The sequence below is a fragment of the Cytobacillus oceanisediminis genome (genome assembly GCF_007830235.1).
GTDB lineage: Bacteria > Bacillota > Bacilli > Bacillales > Cytobacillaceae > Cytobacillus > Cytobacillus oceanisediminis.
The window spans coordinates 356,559-373,936 of record NZ_VLKI01000003.1 but is presented as its reverse complement, the minus strand read 5'-3'; the positions used below and the strand labels follow the sequence as shown (position 1 = coordinate 373,936).

General features: G+C 41.3%; 15 protein-coding genes. 1 reads left to right on the top strand and 14 read right to left on the bottom strand.

Annotated features, from left to right (window positions below):
* Positions 1-360: 360 nt before the first annotated feature.
* Positions 361-534, bottom strand: coding sequence for a YozD family protein (locus IQ19_RS08305; RefSeq protein ID WP_009332582.1), 174 nt, complete (start codon positions 532-534; stop codon positions 361-363).
* A 196-nt stretch (positions 535-730) separates the two neighbouring features.
* Here IQ19_RS08305 and IQ19_RS27715 point away from each other — a divergent pair, with 196 nt between their 5' ends.
* Positions 731-895, top strand: coding sequence for a hypothetical protein (locus tag IQ19_RS27715; protein WP_158638749.1), 165 nt, complete (start codon positions 731-733; stop codon positions 893-895).
* 37 nt (positions 896-932) lie between these two features.
* Here the strand turns inward: IQ19_RS27715 and IQ19_RS08300 are convergent, their stop codons facing one another.
* The 13 genes from IQ19_RS08300 to IQ19_RS08240 form a co-directional block, all read right to left on the bottom strand.
* Positions 933-1,628 (bottom strand): hypothetical protein, encoded by a 696-nt coding sequence (locus tag IQ19_RS08300; protein ID WP_144541834.1) that lies wholly within the window; start codon positions 1,626-1,628, stop codon positions 933-935.
* Between the two features lie 232 nt (positions 1,629-1,860).
* Positions 1,861-2,082: a YozE family protein gene (locus IQ19_RS08295; protein ID WP_144541832.1), complete on the bottom strand. Its 222-nt coding sequence runs from the start codon at positions 2,080-2,082 to the stop codon at positions 1,861-1,863.
* Positions 2,083-2,427: 345 nt separating this feature from the next.
* A complete protein-coding gene (locus tag IQ19_RS08290; protein ID WP_242020931.1) occupies positions 2,428-2,622 on the bottom strand; it encodes a hypothetical protein in 195 nt (64 codons plus the stop codon).
* Between the two features lie 123 nt (positions 2,623-2,745).
* Positions 2,746-3,030: a YokU family protein gene (locus IQ19_RS08285; RefSeq protein ID WP_144541830.1), complete on the bottom strand. Its 285-nt coding sequence runs from the start codon at positions 3,028-3,030 to the stop codon at positions 2,746-2,748.
* 10 nt (positions 3,031-3,040) lie between these two features.
* Positions 3,041-4,471, bottom strand: coding sequence for a lysine 2,3-aminomutase (gene kamA, locus IQ19_RS08280; RefSeq protein WP_144541828.1), 1,431 nt, complete (start codon positions 4,469-4,471; stop codon positions 3,041-3,043).
* A 193-nt stretch (positions 4,472-4,664) separates the two neighbouring features.
* Entirely contained in the window at positions 4,665-6,101 is a 1,437-nt protein-coding gene (locus IQ19_RS08275; protein WP_144541992.1) for a sigma-54 interaction domain-containing protein, read from the bottom strand.
* Positions 6,102-6,505: 404 nt separating this feature from the next.
* Positions 6,506-7,375 (bottom strand): putative beta-lysine N-acetyltransferase, encoded by an 870-nt coding sequence (gene ablB, locus IQ19_RS08270; protein WP_144541826.1) that lies wholly within the window; start codon positions 7,373-7,375, stop codon positions 6,506-6,508.
* A gap of 251 nt (positions 7,376-7,626) precedes the next feature.
* Positions 7,627-8,904, bottom strand: a complete 1,278-nt coding sequence (locus IQ19_RS08265; protein ID WP_144541824.1) for a peptidase — start codon at positions 8,902-8,904, stop codon at positions 7,627-7,629.
* Positions 8,905-8,958: 54 nt separating this feature from the next.
* Entirely contained in the window at positions 8,959-9,621 is a 663-nt protein-coding gene (locus tag IQ19_RS08260) for a 3-oxoacid CoA-transferase subunit B (protein ID WP_144541822.1), read from the bottom strand.
* Positions 9,606-10,298: a CoA transferase subunit A gene (locus IQ19_RS08255; RefSeq protein ID WP_144541820.1), complete on the bottom strand. Its 693-nt coding sequence runs from the start codon at positions 10,296-10,298 to the stop codon at positions 9,606-9,608. The genes IQ19_RS08260 and IQ19_RS08255 overlap by 16 nt, the downstream gene beginning before the upstream one ends.
* A 1-nt stretch (position 10,299) precedes the next feature.
* Positions 10,300-11,658: an aspartate aminotransferase family protein gene (locus tag IQ19_RS08250; RefSeq protein WP_144541818.1), complete on the bottom strand. Its 1,359-nt coding sequence runs from the start codon at positions 11,656-11,658 to the stop codon at positions 10,300-10,302.
* A gap of 238 nt (positions 11,659-11,896) precedes the next feature.
* A complete protein-coding gene (locus IQ19_RS08245; RefSeq protein WP_158638748.1) occupies positions 11,897-16,105 on the bottom strand; it encodes a tetratricopeptide repeat protein in 4,209 nt (1,402 codons plus the stop codon).
* A gap of 132 nt (positions 16,106-16,237) precedes the next feature.
* Complete coding sequence (locus tag IQ19_RS08240) at positions 16,238-17,215, bottom strand: S66 family peptidase (RefSeq protein WP_144541814.1); 978 nt, start codon at positions 17,213-17,215, stop codon at positions 16,238-16,240.
* Between the last annotated feature and the right edge of the window lie 163 nt (positions 17,216-17,378).

The window sequence follows — 17,378 nt, the reverse complement described above, 5'->3', positions numbered from 1 at the left end:
AGATATACGTTATTGAAAGAAGAAAGTTTCACTTTTCCGGAGGGTTGCCATGAATTTTTTATCAATTGCTGAAAAAGCATTTTCTTTTATACCCTTTTTGTTTCTCTGCTGGATTGATTCCTTTAATTTTTCTTTTGGCCGGTTTCTTTCGAATGGAGATAAAATAGTCCTTTCTGCGAAAACTGGCTCTTTTTCTTAAAGCCAATATGTCATTTTGTCCACAATTGATATTATTGCAGGGAATTTTTGAATCTGAAACTGGCCTAACTTATGTATGATTAGCAATCTATTCCTTGCGGCAGCTCCTCCCCTTCCCGCGCAAAAAAATGACGAGCGCCTTTCCTCGTCATTTTTTTTATATTAGTCGTCTTCGATTTCCTCATCGATGATGCATTTTTGCAGTAAGTACTCAAACGTGATATCTGCGAGTTCATCCAATTCTCCTTCAGTAGGCACATATCCCCTTTTTGCCAGCTCATGAAAGAAAAATTCAGCAATTTCCTCCGTATCAATCACGACCTCTATTTCCTTCACAGCATCGCCCCCTTTGTACAAAATGTATGATGCTCTCTCTTAATTCATGCAAAACAACTGTCAGAAAAGTCTTATTCTTTATTTGCAAATAAAATAATTATTCTTTGGCATTTTTCCTTATTTAGGACATACATATGGGATAAGCAGCTTAAAATGATGATCTTTTTAAAGAAAATGTTTTGGGGAGGAAACTAAAATGTCCAGCATATCCAGACTAGCCGCTCTAATAAAAGAAGATGTAAATAACGAAGAAAGCTCGATTATTAGCTTATATGGCAAGCTATTAAACGGATGGTACAAGCTTGTTGTTTGGTTTGGCATCCCGTTTATGGTTTATATTTTGATGTCCGGGTTTTACTAGCAGCATTAACGTGTTTGCTTAATAACTTTACATTGAATTAAACGGTGCTTTTTCCATCATTATTAGCAAGGTGCTTCAGCTTTCTGAGTATGACGCGCATGATATGCTTATACTCATCATCATGAAACATTTCATATAGAATGCGATAATCATTATATATATCAAGCAAACCATCAATCAGCACTTTTCTTTCTTTTATGCCTTCAAGCAGTTCTTTTTCAGCTTTGCGGAATGAATTGGCCGTTTCCTTTAATTCAGGAAGCTTTTCTTTCTTGTTAATCATATAAAGCAGGCCTAATTTTTGAATAAAGGCATCTGCACTTTCTGCATCTGCAACGAGTGTCAATTCTTCTTCTCCCGCCTCAAGCCATTCTCCGTCATTTATTCTGGAAAGCTCATAAATTACATCCTCCCATGCATCCTCTTTGTATCTCCAAATCTCCGTCCTGAAGCCTACTATTTTGAAAAGATCCGAACCATACCCCTTAACCTGGACAAGGTCGCCAAAAAAGTATTTATATTCGATATCAATATGCTCCTTTTCCATGATCTCACCTTCATACTCAGACAGCATTTGAAGGCTGGATTCCATATAGAGACCTTCACTTTTATTGACTTCATAGACGTACATATCATCAAGCCACTTTACATCCGTCACTTTACCGACTGTACCATAAATAGTGATCACGACTGTATCACCGATTTTGTACTTTGGTTTTTTCCTTTTGCTCATGTCCTCCATCCTCTCAATGACTGAGTCGTGAGTATTGAATACAATAGTATATGCACTTTTCCTGAAAATCGTCCGTACGTTCATCACAATCGAACAGAAAAGCGCTGCGCCTGAGCTGAACAGTTTTCTAAATCCACAGATATAAATTTTTATACTAAAAAACACTCCTATGCAGGAGTGTTTCAAAATCCGTAAGACATTTAAGAACATGAGGATTCAATTTATTGGACCATCAGCTTTCAGAAAGGACATACAATTGCCATGCTTCATCAAAGACAGACATGCTTTCCATATAGGTTCCGTTCAATTCCAGGTAAGAGCTGATTTCATCATAATCATAGGATGTTTTCGGAAAACTGTGGTCCTCATATGCATGGTTGGCAAAATGGCTGATGCTATCCTTTGGTTCAGGATGCCTGTACTTCATTAAAAAATGATAAAAGGTTTTGGACATAATAACGCCTTCCTCTAAATTTATTCAATCTGGTTCCTTCAGTATTTTATCTACTACTATAAGCTAATCTCCTTGGGTGCGTCTACTCATAGTACTTTTTTTAAGCTCCATTAAACTTGTCTGTTGATTTCCGTTCCAGGCACTCGCTTTCCGCGGGCGGTCCGGGAGCCTCCTCGGCGTTTTACGCCTGCGGGGTCTCCCTATGACTCGCTTCTCCCGCAGGAGTCTCGCGCCTTCCACTTCAATCAACAGAGTGCCAATATCAACACTGAGCTTTAACAAACCCTTCTTTTAGAAAGAAAAAAGCAATCCGGCATCAGTTCCGGATTGCTTGATCTCATCACATTATTGCCAGCGGTCTGTTTTGGCTATTTCTGTAATAGCCCATATCACATTAAACATTAGAATGGCTATTGTAACAGGCACTGCATGAAGCCAATTCTTGCCGTACTTTTCTTTTATTACACCAACATAATAACCGCATAAGAATAAAACGCCCATTGCTGCTGCAAGCATTAACATTAACGCAAGCTCCATCATTCTTCCCCCTGTGACTATATATAATACTGCATACCCTCTAGTCTATTATAAATAATGGGAAGCTGAGGTTTGTGACGAACAGGTGAAAAAACTGTGAATTATTTCCTAACTGTGATTTTTCTCCTATGAAGTAAAATCAAAATAGTTTCTTTTCAGCAGCCGCGGCTGCTCCATCAGCTTTGCATAACTTATTTCTTTTCCAATTTTTTTCGTGTCGATTAAAAACAATTGATCCTCAATTTCCTTCACGAGATCATCAGACTGATACACCATGTCACATTCACTGCAGACAGTTGAAGGTGTGTCATTAATTTGAATGGCCCTGGTTCCATCCGGAAGCTCCCAATAGACGGTTTCCTTGCTATCACAAATATTTTTGCTTTCACACCAAGCACATTTATTTTGCATCCTTAGCCTCCTATTCCTTTGCCGCTGCCGGCCCTGCATCGCTTATATCTTTCGGATCCTGCTTTGTCTGCTGGGCTTTAAATTTCTTATCCTTTAATTCATCCCGTTTGTCACGCTTATCTTTTAATGAACTGTGTGACGGATCGCTTTCATATTTTTCACGGCGGTCCAGTCTTGCAAGTCCTTCAGGGACAAGGTTAAATTGCTGGTCATTCATCAAGGCGGCTATCCCAACATTCGATCTTTTCATATCCATATCCGGATAGATTTCTTTAAAATACCCTTCTGCACGGCCAGGCACATAATTTTCCGGTTCCGGATATGTGGTGATAACGCCTTCAAAATTGCGGAGCACCACTTTGTCAGCACTTTGTGAGATTAAATAATTCGGCTGAAGTGAAATTTTTCCTCCGCCGCCAGGTGCATCGACAACAAAAGTCGGAACAGCATAGCCGGAAGTATGGCCCCTTAAGCCTTCGATGATTTCAAGTCCTTTTGAAACAGGCGCACGGAAATGGCCGATTCCTTCAGAAAGATCACATTGATAAATGTAATAAGGCCGAACACGAATCTTTACAAGATCATGCATCAGCTTTTTCATAATTGGCACACTGTCGTTGATTCCGGCGAGGATGACAGATTGGTTTCCAACCGGCACCCCTGCATTGGCGAGCATTTCACATGCCCTCTTGGAATCTTCGGTAATTTCGATGGATGTATTAAAATGAGTATTTAACCAAACCGGATGATACTTTTTCAAAATATTGCAAAGGTTTTCAGTGATTCTCTGCGGAAACACCACCGGGGCTCTTGTTCCGATTCTGATGATCTCGACATGGTCAATTTCCCGCAAATTTTTCAAAATGTATTCAAGAATATTGTCATTGATTAATAGGCCGTCACCGCCGGAAATTAGAACATCCCTCACCTGGGGAGCATTACGGATATAATCAATTGCTGCATCAAGCTGTTTTTTCGGTACTCCCATGCCAATTTGCCCGGAGAATCTTCTTCTTGTACAGTAGCGGCAATACATCGAGCATTGGTTTGTCACCAGGAATAGAACACGGTCAGGATAGCGGTGAGTAAGCCCTGGCACCGGCGAATCTTCATCCTCGTGCAACGGATCTTCGAGGTCATATTTTGTTTTATAAATTTCCTTTGAAATTGGGACGGATTGCATTCGGACCGGACAGCGCGGATCGTCCGGGTTCATAAGGGATGCGTAGTAAGGTGTAATGTTTAACGGAATGGTTTTAGTTGAAATCACTACTCCTTCTTCCTCTTCAGGTGTAAGGTTAATGACATTTTTAAGATCATCAACAGTGCGAACCGTGTTTGTCAACTGCCAGAGCCAATCATTCCACTGCTCCTCCGTGACATCCTTCCATAGCTCTATGTCCTTCCAGTGCCGATCTGGTTTATATAAAAAGTTTTTCATTAAAATTCCCCCATGTCAGATTCTTATCTAGTTATCTTGCAAGAAGTGTGCCAAGTTAAAGAGTTTTTATATTATCCTATGAAAAAGGGGCTTGAGTGGAAGATTGTTTATGTTTTGGCAGATATTTAATTGAAGCGGTTTTTCAAATACAAAAAAAATGCCGATTATTCGGCACTGTGATGGTTTTATTCATTTAGGCTAACGGCTTTCCTCGCTGATCTCTGTCTTCGTGAATCCTGATTTTATACTTGGATAGCTTATATTGAAGAGTTTGCCGGGGAACATCCAATAGCTTTGCCGCTCTTTTTATATTTCCATCTGTTTGCTTAAGGGCATTTTCTATTAGTTCTTTTTCAAGACCCTCCAAGTTCGTCTTTAATGATAATCCCCTGGCTGGCACGTCTTTTTTATGCGTTTGAATTTGCTGCTTCATCATGACTGGCAGATCTTCTTCCTCCAGATAGTCTTTCTCGCATACATTCATCATGTACTCGATTGTATGCTTTAGTTCCCGGACATTTCCCGGCCATCTGTAGCCTTTGAAAAATTGATTTACCTCTGCATCGCTGCCTTTAACATTTTTATTAAATGCCCGGTTAAATTGCTTTATAAAATGCATAGAAAGGAATTCTATATCCTCTACCCTTTCCCTTAATGGCAGCAGCCCGAATGTGAGGACGTTCAAGCGGTAAAATAAATCTGTCCTGATTTTCCTTTTTTCAAGGGCCTCACCGGGATGGATATTCATGGCCGCAATCACCCTCACATTCACCTGGCAGCTTTTCGGGCTGCCCACTCTTCGTACTACCCCATCCTCAAGCACCCTGAGCAGTTTAGCTTGAAGCTCAATGGGCATCGCATGGATTTCATCCAGAAAAAGTGTGCCGCCATCCGCCAGCTCAAACAATCCAGGCCTGTCTACAGCACCGGTATAGCTCCCTTTTGCAGTCCCGAACAATATACTTTCCAAAAGTGACTCCGGAATAGCTGCGCAATTTTGGGCAATGAAAGGGCCATTGTTCCTTGAGGATGCATGGTGGATCCCTTGGACAAATAGCTCTTTTCCGCATCCGCTTTCTCCAAATACAAGAATGGGAGAGTCTGACTTTGCCAGTTTAGCTGCTTCATTTTTTATTTTCTGCATTTCCTTGTTATTCGTAAGAAGACTGTCCAAGGTATATTGGACATTGTTAATATTGTTAGTCTTTTTCGCAGGCTTTTTTATTTTTTTCTGCAAATCAAGCAGGCTTTCCGAGAGAAGCTTCAGTCTTGAATAATCTTTTGCAATCTCAACGGCTCCGGCTACTTTGCCATTTACCAGGATCGGCAATGTTGTGTTGATCGTTTCAATTTGAACGCCATGGACATTAACATACGATTGTAATTGATTGTATATCGGTTTTTTGGTTTTGATCACTTTTAATAGCGTGCTTGTCTCTTCATCCAATGATGGGAAAACGTTAAGGACTGATTTGCCCAGAACTTCGGAAACGTTCAAACCATCATGCTTAGCGGCAATTTCATTATAAAAAATGGTATGCCCATCCAAATCCACAACATGGATCCCTTCATCGATTCCTTTTAAAATGGCAGCAAGAACTTCCTTTGACATAGCTTGTGTTTCGGACAACATGATCCCCTCCCCTACATGTATATGAGGGGGTGCCGAAAACTTGTCATAACGGTGCCGGAATTCTGGCACTTTTTGGATTATAGCAGGGTACTCTTTTGAAGAAGGTCTGTTACTTCACATTTTGTAAAAGACTAAGTGGCGCCGGTAAAAGCAGAATAACTACCTTTTCCTAAGGGCTGTACCCTATCTCGTCGTTAATCAGCAGGATTAACTACCATATCTCGAGAGTCGCACCTTTTTCGTCGTTATTCACTCGGATTAACTACCATCTCTTGAGAGTCGCACCCTTTTTCGTCGTTATTCACTCTAATTAACTACCATATCTCTTGAACCGCACTCTTTTTCGTCGTTAATCATCAGGACTAAGTACCATACCTCGAGAGCCGCACTCTTTTTCGTTGTTAATCAAATTCATTACTTGAAGCCGCCAAGTCCTTTACCCACACATTCATATTTTCAAGTTTATCGAAAATATAGCAGTTATTTAGAAGACGGCCCCGATACGTATACCCAAGCTGATGCAGGACCGCATTCATTCCAAATGACAGGGCTCTTGCAATGGAGTAGGCACAATAGATTCCCTGCGACTGCAAGTCTTCTTCCAATTTTTCAAGCAGGATTTTCATTAGGCCGTGTTTGCGATGGGAAGGAAGCGTAGCACAGTCTGTTAATTCTGCATTTTTATAAAAAAGATTTACTTCTGCTGAAGCAGCGCTGACCAGATCTTCTCCATACTGAAATGCATAATAAATGGTGCCTTCTTGAATTGTTTTTTTAATATATGCGGGATCATGGAGGGGTGTTGGATAAATTTGAAATACTTCTCGATAAAGGGCGGCAAGCTTCTCGGCATCCACCTGTGTTATTTTTTTCAGCTTGTATTCGGAAGGAGGCATAATTACGTCCCTGTTTCTTTCAAGGGCCAGAATATTTTTAACGATACTATCTTCAGCAATCCAATGCCCGCTTGTCCTTCTTTCATCCGAATAATATTTGCAGAAGAAATATTGGTCAGATCCAAGGAAGTAACCGTCAATGATGGCCTCGCACTGAAATCCATGGGCAAGCAGGGCAGCATAATTCTCCGCTCTTCCTCTAAATATTAATTTTTCACTCTGCTGTGCCTTTGCGGCTGCTTCTGCCTCACGGATCACTTCCTGTAGATTGCCTAAATAATTGTCCACTCTTAGTCGTTTATTGAAAGGATCAATGTACATTTCGGCTGAAAAATTCTCTTTTTTAACCGTTTTAATGGATGCGGTACTATTCATTTATCCAGACCCCCTTATTTTTAATAAAATTGCCCGGCCATTCGGCCAGGCAGTAAAAGATCCATTAGGATTTACCGGCCAATTCCTTCATTTTACCGGCCAAAATGGCGGATTTACCGGCCGAATTCACTAAAATACCGGCCAAACGGGAGCATTTACCGGCCAACTGCAAAATTTTTTAAGGAAGTCCCAAGAATTTATCATTAAAAGCACTTCCGATTTCATTTGCCATGTTAAATAAACCCTCTTCTTCAATTGTGCCGATCACTTCCAGTACCGCACCACTCCATAATAGCAAGAGCAATAATCTCAGCAGCATGAAACACTTCCTGAATGGAAATATACTCATTCACATCATGGGCTGCTTCTGTTACGCCAGGGCCAAACACAACAACAGGGGTATCTCCTATCCGGGATAATATTCCGCCATCCGTTCCCCACGGTGATGCCTCAACTACAGGCTGCTTGCCTTTTACTGCTTCATAGGATTCTGATAGAACTGACATGAGAGGATGATTTTCTTCCAGATTCCCGGGAATCCATCGCCCGCCAAACCATTCGACTTGAGGGGGATTCTTTTTAAGCCAGTCATCTTTTTCAGCAACTTTCTTCATGCAAAATTCCAGCTCTCTTTCAGCCGATTTCATATCTTCGTCCGGAGCAACGCCCATCCTCCCTTCAATTACCGCAATATCAGGTACTGAAGAAGGCCATTCGCCGCTATTTATTTTTCCAATATTAATAGGAATCGGAATAGGAATTTTGCTATATAGAGGATCGGTTATTTTAAGGTTTCTCGCTTTCTCCAGATCTTGCAGCTTTGACATAACAATCATTGCTTTTTCTATTGCGTTAACTCCTTCATAACGTGTGCCTCCATGCGCAGATCGGCCTTTGACTGTTATGCGGAACCACATGGACCCCTGCTGTTTGGGGAAAATCTTCATATTAGTAGGTTCAGGAATAATCGCCCCATCGGCCTTATATCCCCGCAAGACAGCAGCCAGTGTGCCTGCACCGCCACTCTCCTCTTCTATGACACTTTGAAAAATAACATCTCCTTTAAGCTTAATGTCTAAGGAGATAATTGCTTCCATTGCAAGCAGAAGTGAGACAGTTCCGCCTTTCATATCTGTTGACCCCCGCCCGTAAAGCTTGCCATCTTCGATCCTGCCGCTAAAGGGATCATGTTCCCAATCATTCCTGTCCCCTTCAGGCACAACATCAATATGCCCATTCAGGATTAGGGATCTCCCTCCTCCTGTTCCTTTCAAGGTTGCCACTACATTAGGATTTCCGGAAAAATCCTTTCTGTCCGAGGAAAAGGCCGGATGTTTGATCAGAGCTTCCTTTCCAATCTCCCAAATATCGAGGGTTAGTCCCAGTTTCCGGCATTTTTCAATAATCACAGCCTGGGCACTGCTTTCATTTCCGCGGGTACTGCCTTCCTGAACGAGCTGCTGAAGAATCCGCACTCCCCGTTGTTTGTTTTCTTCGAGCCATTGTTTGATTTTTTGTTGTATTACCATATATCACCACTCCCTTATCCCAAATCTCTAACCCTATGAAGTTAGCAAAGCATATTAACCAATTACTCTTATATTTTCAGCGATTGTAAAGCTGCATCCCGTTTTAGCTCTTACTTCGTTAACCGAATGAGGCGCGAATAATTCCATTAGTTTCAAGCCTTCGTCGGATATTTGAAAAACCGCCATATCCGTTATAATCATGTCGACACAGTTGGCCGATGTGAGGGGGAGTGTGCACTCCTTCATTATTTTTGAATTTCCGTGTTTGTCTGTCTGGTTCATTAAGACAATGACTTTTTTTGCTTTTTGTGCGAGCTCCATTGCCCCACCCATCCCTGGCACTTTTTTGCCGGGCACGATCCAGTTGGCCAAGTCTCCCTTTTCACTCACCTGTAAGGACCCGAGAATGGTCATATCCACCCTTCCCTTTCGGATCATTCCAAAGGCAACAGCACTATCACAGTAAGATGCCCCCTTCACTGCTGAGACTGGAAAACCTCCGGCATTGCAGAGATTTTCGTCTTCCTTCCCTTTCTCCGGGCTGGGTCCCATCCCTGTAATGCCATTTTCAGCATGAAACATAACCTTCGTACATTCAGGCAAGTGGTTCGGAACCAGCGAAGGGATCCCTATGCCAAGATTGACAATCATTCCGTTCTTTATTTCCTCTGCAGCACGCTTTGCTATACGGTTCCTGACTTCTACTCCCATGCCCATTTCCAGTTCACTCCTTTCGAAGGGACAATATAATCGATAAAAACGCCAGGCGTTATAATTTCATCCGGTTCAAGGCTTCCAAGCGGGACAATCTCTTCCACCTCTGCAATGGTCATATCACCAGCCATTGCTACAAGCGGATTGGTATTTCTGGCACTCTTGTCATAGATCAAATTCCCATATGGATCGGCCTTTTTGGCAAAAACAATGGATATTTCCGCCGTTAAAGCAGTCTCAACCAGATATTCTTTTCCATTCAATATGCATCTCTGTTTATCCCCTGTTACGATGTCATTATCCATGCCGATATCAGAAAGAATAGCAGGAATACCAGCTCCTCCCGCACGAATTCTCTCTGCGAGTATTCCTTGTGGCGAAAACTCCACTTTCATTTTTCCATCTGTCATTAACTGGCCTGCGATCGGATTCGAACCAATATGGGAAGCAATCATTTTTTTCGCTTTCCCCCGGCTTACTACCTTCCCAATGCCAATATGGGGAAAGCCTGAATCATTTCCGATCAGAGTTAAGTCTTTTATCCCTTTTTCCAAAATGCCGTCAATGATGGTCGGAGGTGTACCAATTCCACCGAAACCGCCAAACATAATCGTCATGCCATCATAAAAATGTTCCATTGCTGCCTCAATATTGATAATTTTATGAAAAATGTTCTCCATTCTACTCAGCCTCTTCCTCAGCAAGGTTCAAATATTTCTCAGAAAAAAACTGCAGCGTTGTTTCAAGGCGCTTCACCAGCTCATCAATTTCTCTTTTGGTAATAGTCAATGGCGGCGCAATCAGGATCGCATCGCCGTTTATTCCATTTGTACCGGCACCTGCAGGGTAAATAAGCAGCCCTTGGTCCTGTGCCTTCTGTATTATTCTTTGAGTCAGCGCCAGCTCTCTTGAAAAAGGCTCTTTTGTGGCAGGATTTTTTACAAATTCAAGCCCCACCATCAGGCCTTTTCCTCTTACATCACCAATGACAGGAAACCTGGTCTGCAGGTTTAACAGTTTGTTTTTTAGATACACTCCTTTGCTGTCCACTTCAGAAATGATTTTATTTTTATCGATATATTCCAAAACAGCCAGCGAAACTGCACAGGATTGAGGGTTGGCGCTTAATGTATGGCCGCTCATGATGCTTTTGGATCCTTCCAAAATCGGCTCCATAACCCTATCACTGACAAGGGCAGCGGCAATCGTGGCGTATCCCGCCCCCATTCCTTTTCCAAGTGCGACTATGTCAGGTTTAACATTCCATTGTTCCGAAGCAAGCATCGTACCCGTTCTGCCAAATCCGGTCATAACCTCATCAGCTATAAATAAAATTTCGTTACGATCACATATTTCTTTAATAACCTTGTAGTAGTCCTTGGGAGGGGCAATAGCTCCTCCGGCAGCACCAATCACCGGCTCTGCAATAAATGCAGCAATGTTCTTCGCACCTATACGTTTTATTACTGTTTCCAGTTCATGTGCACATAAATAGCCGCAATCAGGCGCTTCGAGATTATAGGGGCATCTGTAGCAATATGGAGGGTGGATGACAGGAAAGTCCTCAAGAAGCGGTATGAAACGCGCCCTTCTTCCGGTGTGTCCTGACATCGATAATGCTCCAAGGGTGATACCATGATAGCTCATCCACCTTGAGAGAACCTTTGTTTTTGTTTGAGTCCCTTTTTCCTGCCAGTATTGAATTGCAATTTTCATAGCTGTTTCTGTGGCCTCTGAACCGCTGTTCACAAAGAAACTCCAATTTAAGTCACCAAGCGATAATTCGGCTATTTTACAGGCAAGCTTTTCTGCTGCCTCACTTGTAAATTGAGAACGGTATACAAAGGAGACCTTCTTTGCCTGTTCATGCATAGCATCAATAATCTCTTTTACACCATGGCCGATATTCGCGGTAATCGCGCCAGATGATGCATCCAAGTATTCCTTTCCATCGGTATCATATAAATAGACGCCCTTGCCGTAATCAATCACCGGATATTGTGCATCAAGCATCGGCTTAATTAAATTGGACTGGTCCATTAAGAATACTCCCTCCACCTAAAGAAATGCGAAATCGCCTGCGGCTTACATTGTTCTGCTGCTGGCATAACAGCCAAACAGCTTCCTGGCGTAAAACTCTTATCCTGTGTTTTGGCCAATATATTAAATTGTATGAAATGACTTATTAAATCTTTCTTAAAGAATGCTGATATCCCCAAAATGAAATATGCTTAAGAAGGCAAAAAAAACAGCCACACAATGGTGGCTGAAAGAATATTTAGATCATGCTTTTTTTCAAATTGATAAGGTCATTATCTTCTTCTGCAAGTTCATGAAAAAATCCATCTTCGTCATGGGCAAGCACATATTCCAGTTCTGCTTCAGCTTCAATAAGTCGGTGTAAGGTTGATAGATAACAAGCTTTATTATATCTTGCCATCAATAGGTCCGGATCTATAGCAAGCACTTCATCCATAAGCTGAAGGGATTTTTCAACGTTTTTCATTTTATGATAAGAGATGCCCATTTCAATAAATAGCGAAGAATCTTTTGGATGGATTTTTAGACCTTCCTCCATAACTGCTATCGCTTCTTCATATCTCCTTCTTGTGTTTAATAGATTGCCGTATCTAAAATGTGCCTCACTCTCATAGGGATTCTCCATAAGAATTTTAGTGAAAAGCTCTTCTGCTTTGGTAAATCTCATTCTTTGTGTATAAGCAATCGCCTTTAAAAGCATAAGATGGGTATCCCCAGGATTTTCTTCAAGACAGGCATCCAGCAGCTTTATTGCTTTATTTACCTCTGCTGCATCCTCGAGAGGATCGCTGCCGCCAGATAAATGCAGCTGGACAAGCTGGTAGGCTGTTAAGAAATCCCATCCTTTATCAAGAGAAGTATTTAATACCTTCTTTGCATCCTCCTCTAAATTGACAGATTCATAGAATCTGGCCAGGCTAACCGGGGCACTCTTGTTCATAGGATCATGTTTGATCGATAATTCATATAGATCAATAATTACCCCATATAAGGTAATCTGCCTTGTTTTATCTCTCATTTTCTGAACAACCCTTCCGAACAGGGATTGCCTTTGCTCATTCTCCCAATCTATACCGCTTGCATACTGGTCCAAGGCTTGTGCTGCCATGTGAAACACCCGGCTTTTTTCACTCTTTTCTGATCTAACCTTAGCCAGGAATATAGGAAGCTGAAGAAGTTTTTTAGTCTCTGCAAATAGAACAATTAAAGTCTCATATAAATCTTCGTCTTCCCAGTTTTCTTGAATTAATTCTTCCAGCAAACGTCTTGCTTCTTTATTTTTCTTTTTCTTAATGAAAAACTTTGAATAATGATGCTTTACCTCAGACAAGCCTGGATCTAGCTGCAAAGCTTCCTGCAGGCATCTTTCTTCCTCTTTACCGTCACCTGCTGCACCATACGCATATGCCAGGCTGTCCAGCCTCCATGTTTCAAGAACTTCGCCTTTTTTTCGGTGCATTTTTTCTATAAATTCACTAAGACCTTCACTGGTAATCAGGCTCGTTAAATATTCAACATTAACTCGAAGAGGAGCAATATCGAGCAGCTTAAGCATATTGGCTGCTTCCTGCTTTTCATCTCCTAGTATTCCGTATATCTGTGCAAGCCTGGTGTATGCTCCTTCTGCAGTGGGATTAAGTACTATACTCTGATTCAGAGCTTCAAGAGCGCGTTCGAATTGCTCAAGTTTAAAATAAGTTTCGCCAAGCCTGTAATACGGAAATCCAGTTTCCTGTATCCTAATGACCTTTTCGTAAATACGAATTGCCTCTCCATACTGGCCAGTGCTTTCATATAAAGTCCCTGCATAGCAAAGATACTCAGTTTGATCTTTTTCTACCTCTGCTTTGGCTTTAAGGAAAGATATGCCTCGCTCTAGAATTGGTGTTTCTTCCAGGATATTCACATAGAGCTCCAGGGCCTCATCCAGATTTTGATCAATATAGTCAAAACCTCTTTCTATTAAGGACAATCCCTCCTCCAGCAGGCTGATGTTTTCTGATTCTGCAGCCCATTCGGCAAACATCTTCCCTCCATTAATTAAAAACTCACTATCCCTTCCAAAACGCCCAGCATGTTTTCTTAAAAATTCAGCTGCGCTGTCTGGTCTCTTTATTTCTGAAAGGACAAATGCATAACCAAGATATGCGAAAATCTCTTCCGGAAAGTGATTTATGCAAGAGGCGTAAACTTGCTCTGCTTTTTCAAATTCCTCATGATCCTTGTAAAAGTCACCTAAACGAATAAGAAGCTGAGGGCTTTTGGCAAGCTTCTTGCCTCTAGTCAAGATTTCTTCAGCTCGGGTTTTGTCTTCCGAGTTATATTCATACAAATCGGCGAGAGCCAAATATGGGTAAGGGATTTCCGGTTCCAAGCTGGCCGAAACGATAAACCCTCTCTCAGCCTTGCGCAGCTTTCCTTTTATTTGGTCGAGTTTTGCTCTCTCGTACCATACATGTGCATCACCTTTATCTTCCCGCAGCAATTGGTCGTAAATTAAGCGGGCTTCTATGGCCATTTCCAAATCGGAGAGAATTAAAGCATGGTTAACCCTTATAAAGCGGTCATGCTCATGAAACGCCATTGCAATATCGGAAATTTCCTTTGCCTTTTCGGGCTCGGACTTATAAAGGAAGCATAAAGCAACATAACTCCATGTATAGAATTGATCAGGGTCAAGCTGCAAAGATTTTCTGAATAAATAGATAGCAGATTCGTATTTATCTTTATAAAGATGGATCCGTCCCAGCAAAAACTGATATAAAGGGCTAAAGGTTTTTCTTTCAACCATCGATAATACCCTCTCTGCCCTATCCATTTCCTGTAAGCGAATATAAGCCTGAGCTGCATGAAGTTTAAAAAAGTCAGACTCTGGATGGTTGGCCAGCAGTTTTTCTGCACAATTTATAACAAATTCCTTATGCGTATCGCCAGAGAAATACTTTACTGCATAAATAAGCGTATACGGTTCGTTCATATTGGAAGCTAAGAAATCGGCAATAATCGGTGTGTTTTCCTTTTCATCCTCTTCAACTTTCTCTGATAGGGAGTGCAGTTCCCTATAATACTGGTCTTCCGCGATATTTAAGAAGTTCAGCTCGTCTTCCCTTTCCATAGGAACTGCTGCAATTGACAAAAAGCTTGTGTTTATATGAAGCTTTGAAAATTCTTCATAGGTAACGTACATAGTTTCAAGAAAATTTGGATCCTGAACCATGTAAAAACCAAAACGGTCATCAAATCCGGTCATTAACTGGACATGGGATGAATGCTCAAAGTCGACGCTAAGTATGATTGGTATACCTTTTTGCAGTAAAGCTTTATATCGTTTTTCACTTCCTGTAAAAAACCGGCAAGCGAAGCCTTCCTTTTCAAGAAAGTCAACAGAGGCAGAAAGCTTGGAGCCTGATACATCAAAAATATGTTCGGCAATTTCATCCTGATTTGCTTTATTCCCGTAATAAGAATAGAGCATTTCAAAGCTGGCAGGGACACAATAATTGCTTTTCTGAATAACAGGCTTGATAGAAAGCTGTTTTACAGCCCCTTCATAATTGATTGCATTCTTTAGTGAAAAGGGACTTGCCTTCAGTTTCTTTTCAGCCACATATTCCATCAGATTTTTCAGATCATTTTTTTGATAAAAATAAAGAGTCCTGAGATGTTCAAAATACTGTTTATATCCGTGAGAGGGAACAAGGCTATCAAGCTGGTCCATTACTGAAAGCATTTTATCCATTAAGCCGGCATCTCTGTATCGGCGGATCAGTTCCATATGTAAGGCCGGTGCTTCTGGATGCTGCACGATTCCTTCTATTATTATGCTCAAGGATTCTTCCGACTCTCCATTTGCTGCATATAAATCGGAAAGAAAAAGATAGCAAACATGGCCGCGTTCCTGTTCCTTCAGACCTTTCTTTAAGAAAATCTCTGCTTTAGCCCGATCGCCAGCCTGCTGGTAAAAAAACCCTAATTTATCCCATATCGGCTTCTTGGCATTAGACTCCATTTCAGCAAGCCATTTTTCCGCTTCTTTCGTTCTCTTCATCTCCAAAAGGCTATGAATCTTTGTAAAAACAGCACTTACTGCCAGCTCTGTATCTTCTTCCCCTGATTGTTCACTCAAATATTCAGAAATGATCTCATCAGCTTCCAATGCTTTTCCGCTGTCATTCAACTCCTCGCAATACCAAACTGCAGTTTGAAACGTGTTGAACCTGCGATGTGCATATCGAACAAGGAACCCGCTGTATTGGTACATCATCCCCCGGTCAAATAATTGAATGAGCATCTGAAATTCTTCAATCGAAGAGATTTCCGCCAATTTCCTTTTAATATCTGAAAGCTTTAATTTTTTTATCTCGTCCAATTCTTTAGATAAAACACTAAGTGCTTTTATAAATCCCCTGTTTTCTACCAATCTTTTAAGCTCATTGATGATTTCCATCCTGCACCTCATTTGGATAAGTTAGAAATATCATACAAAGATTTACAGCAAAATACTACAGGAAATGGTTGTATTTTTTTTTGACATAAAAAAAAGGATTAAAAAGCCCGGACATTACTGCCCGGGCAACACTTATTTTTGATCAATCCATATTTCCGTATCCGATCCCTGAGCCGATATTTGTGCTTTTGCTCCAATCGGGATGGTGGCGAAAGGATGGACATGGCCAAAATTCACATTTCCAATGACTGGTACTCTCTTTAGCTCATTCTTAGAAGCGATAATTTTTCGCAGTGCTTCTTCGGTCACTTGAGAGTTTTTCTGAAATCTGCCAATCAATAATGCTTGGATACATTGTGCATCAGGGAGATGAAGCAGTGATTGGAGATCCCTGTCAAAGGTGAGTGGATGGGATTCCTCATCATCCTCAATAAAGAGGATTGACCCTTTAAGTGACGGCATGAATTCTGTTCCCTGCAGCAAGTTCAGGGTGCAAAGATTCCCGCAGATCAAAACGCCTTCTGCCTCCCCTTCCTGGATGACCATATAGCCATCTTGTTCGATGAATTGCCTGTCTTCCTGGTCCAAATACCACGGGTCATCACTCCAATGGGATGAAGGAACAATTTCATATGGCGCGTCATTCGTGACTGCATTAATAAAGGATTCAAGGGTGTATTCGAACCCATTCTTAACACCGAAGCTTGAAAAATGGGGACCGGAGTACGTAATTAATCCTGTTTTTCTATAAATCGCCCCCTGCAATGCAGTAATATCGCTGAATCCACAAAATATTTTTGGGTTATTTTTTATAATTTCAAAATCTATGTATTTTAAAAGCTGGTTAGCGTTATAGCCGCCGATTACTGTTAGAATCCCTTTTACATTCGGATCCGTAAAGGCTTCATGAAAGTCCTCCACTCTTTCTACTATGGAAGAACTGAAAAACTCATCATGGACTTCTGTATTTTTTCCGAAAGTTACTGTGAAACCAAATTGATTTAACCTCTCCTGTGCAATTCTTAATTGCTCCCCCTTAATGATTGCCATACTTCTGGACGGTGCAATCACCCTGATTTCATCACCTGGCTTCAATCGCTCTGCAAGCATTATGCTTCCTCTCCTTTTGACTTGCGTGTTAATTTCCGCTCCAATCAACACAGTGCTATATCAACTAAATACAACTTTCCCATAAATAACACTATTTTATCAAGGCTGTTTTCTCATAGATTGTTTTTTTGCTTATCAATTTTTCCCGTTGATTTCCGTTGCG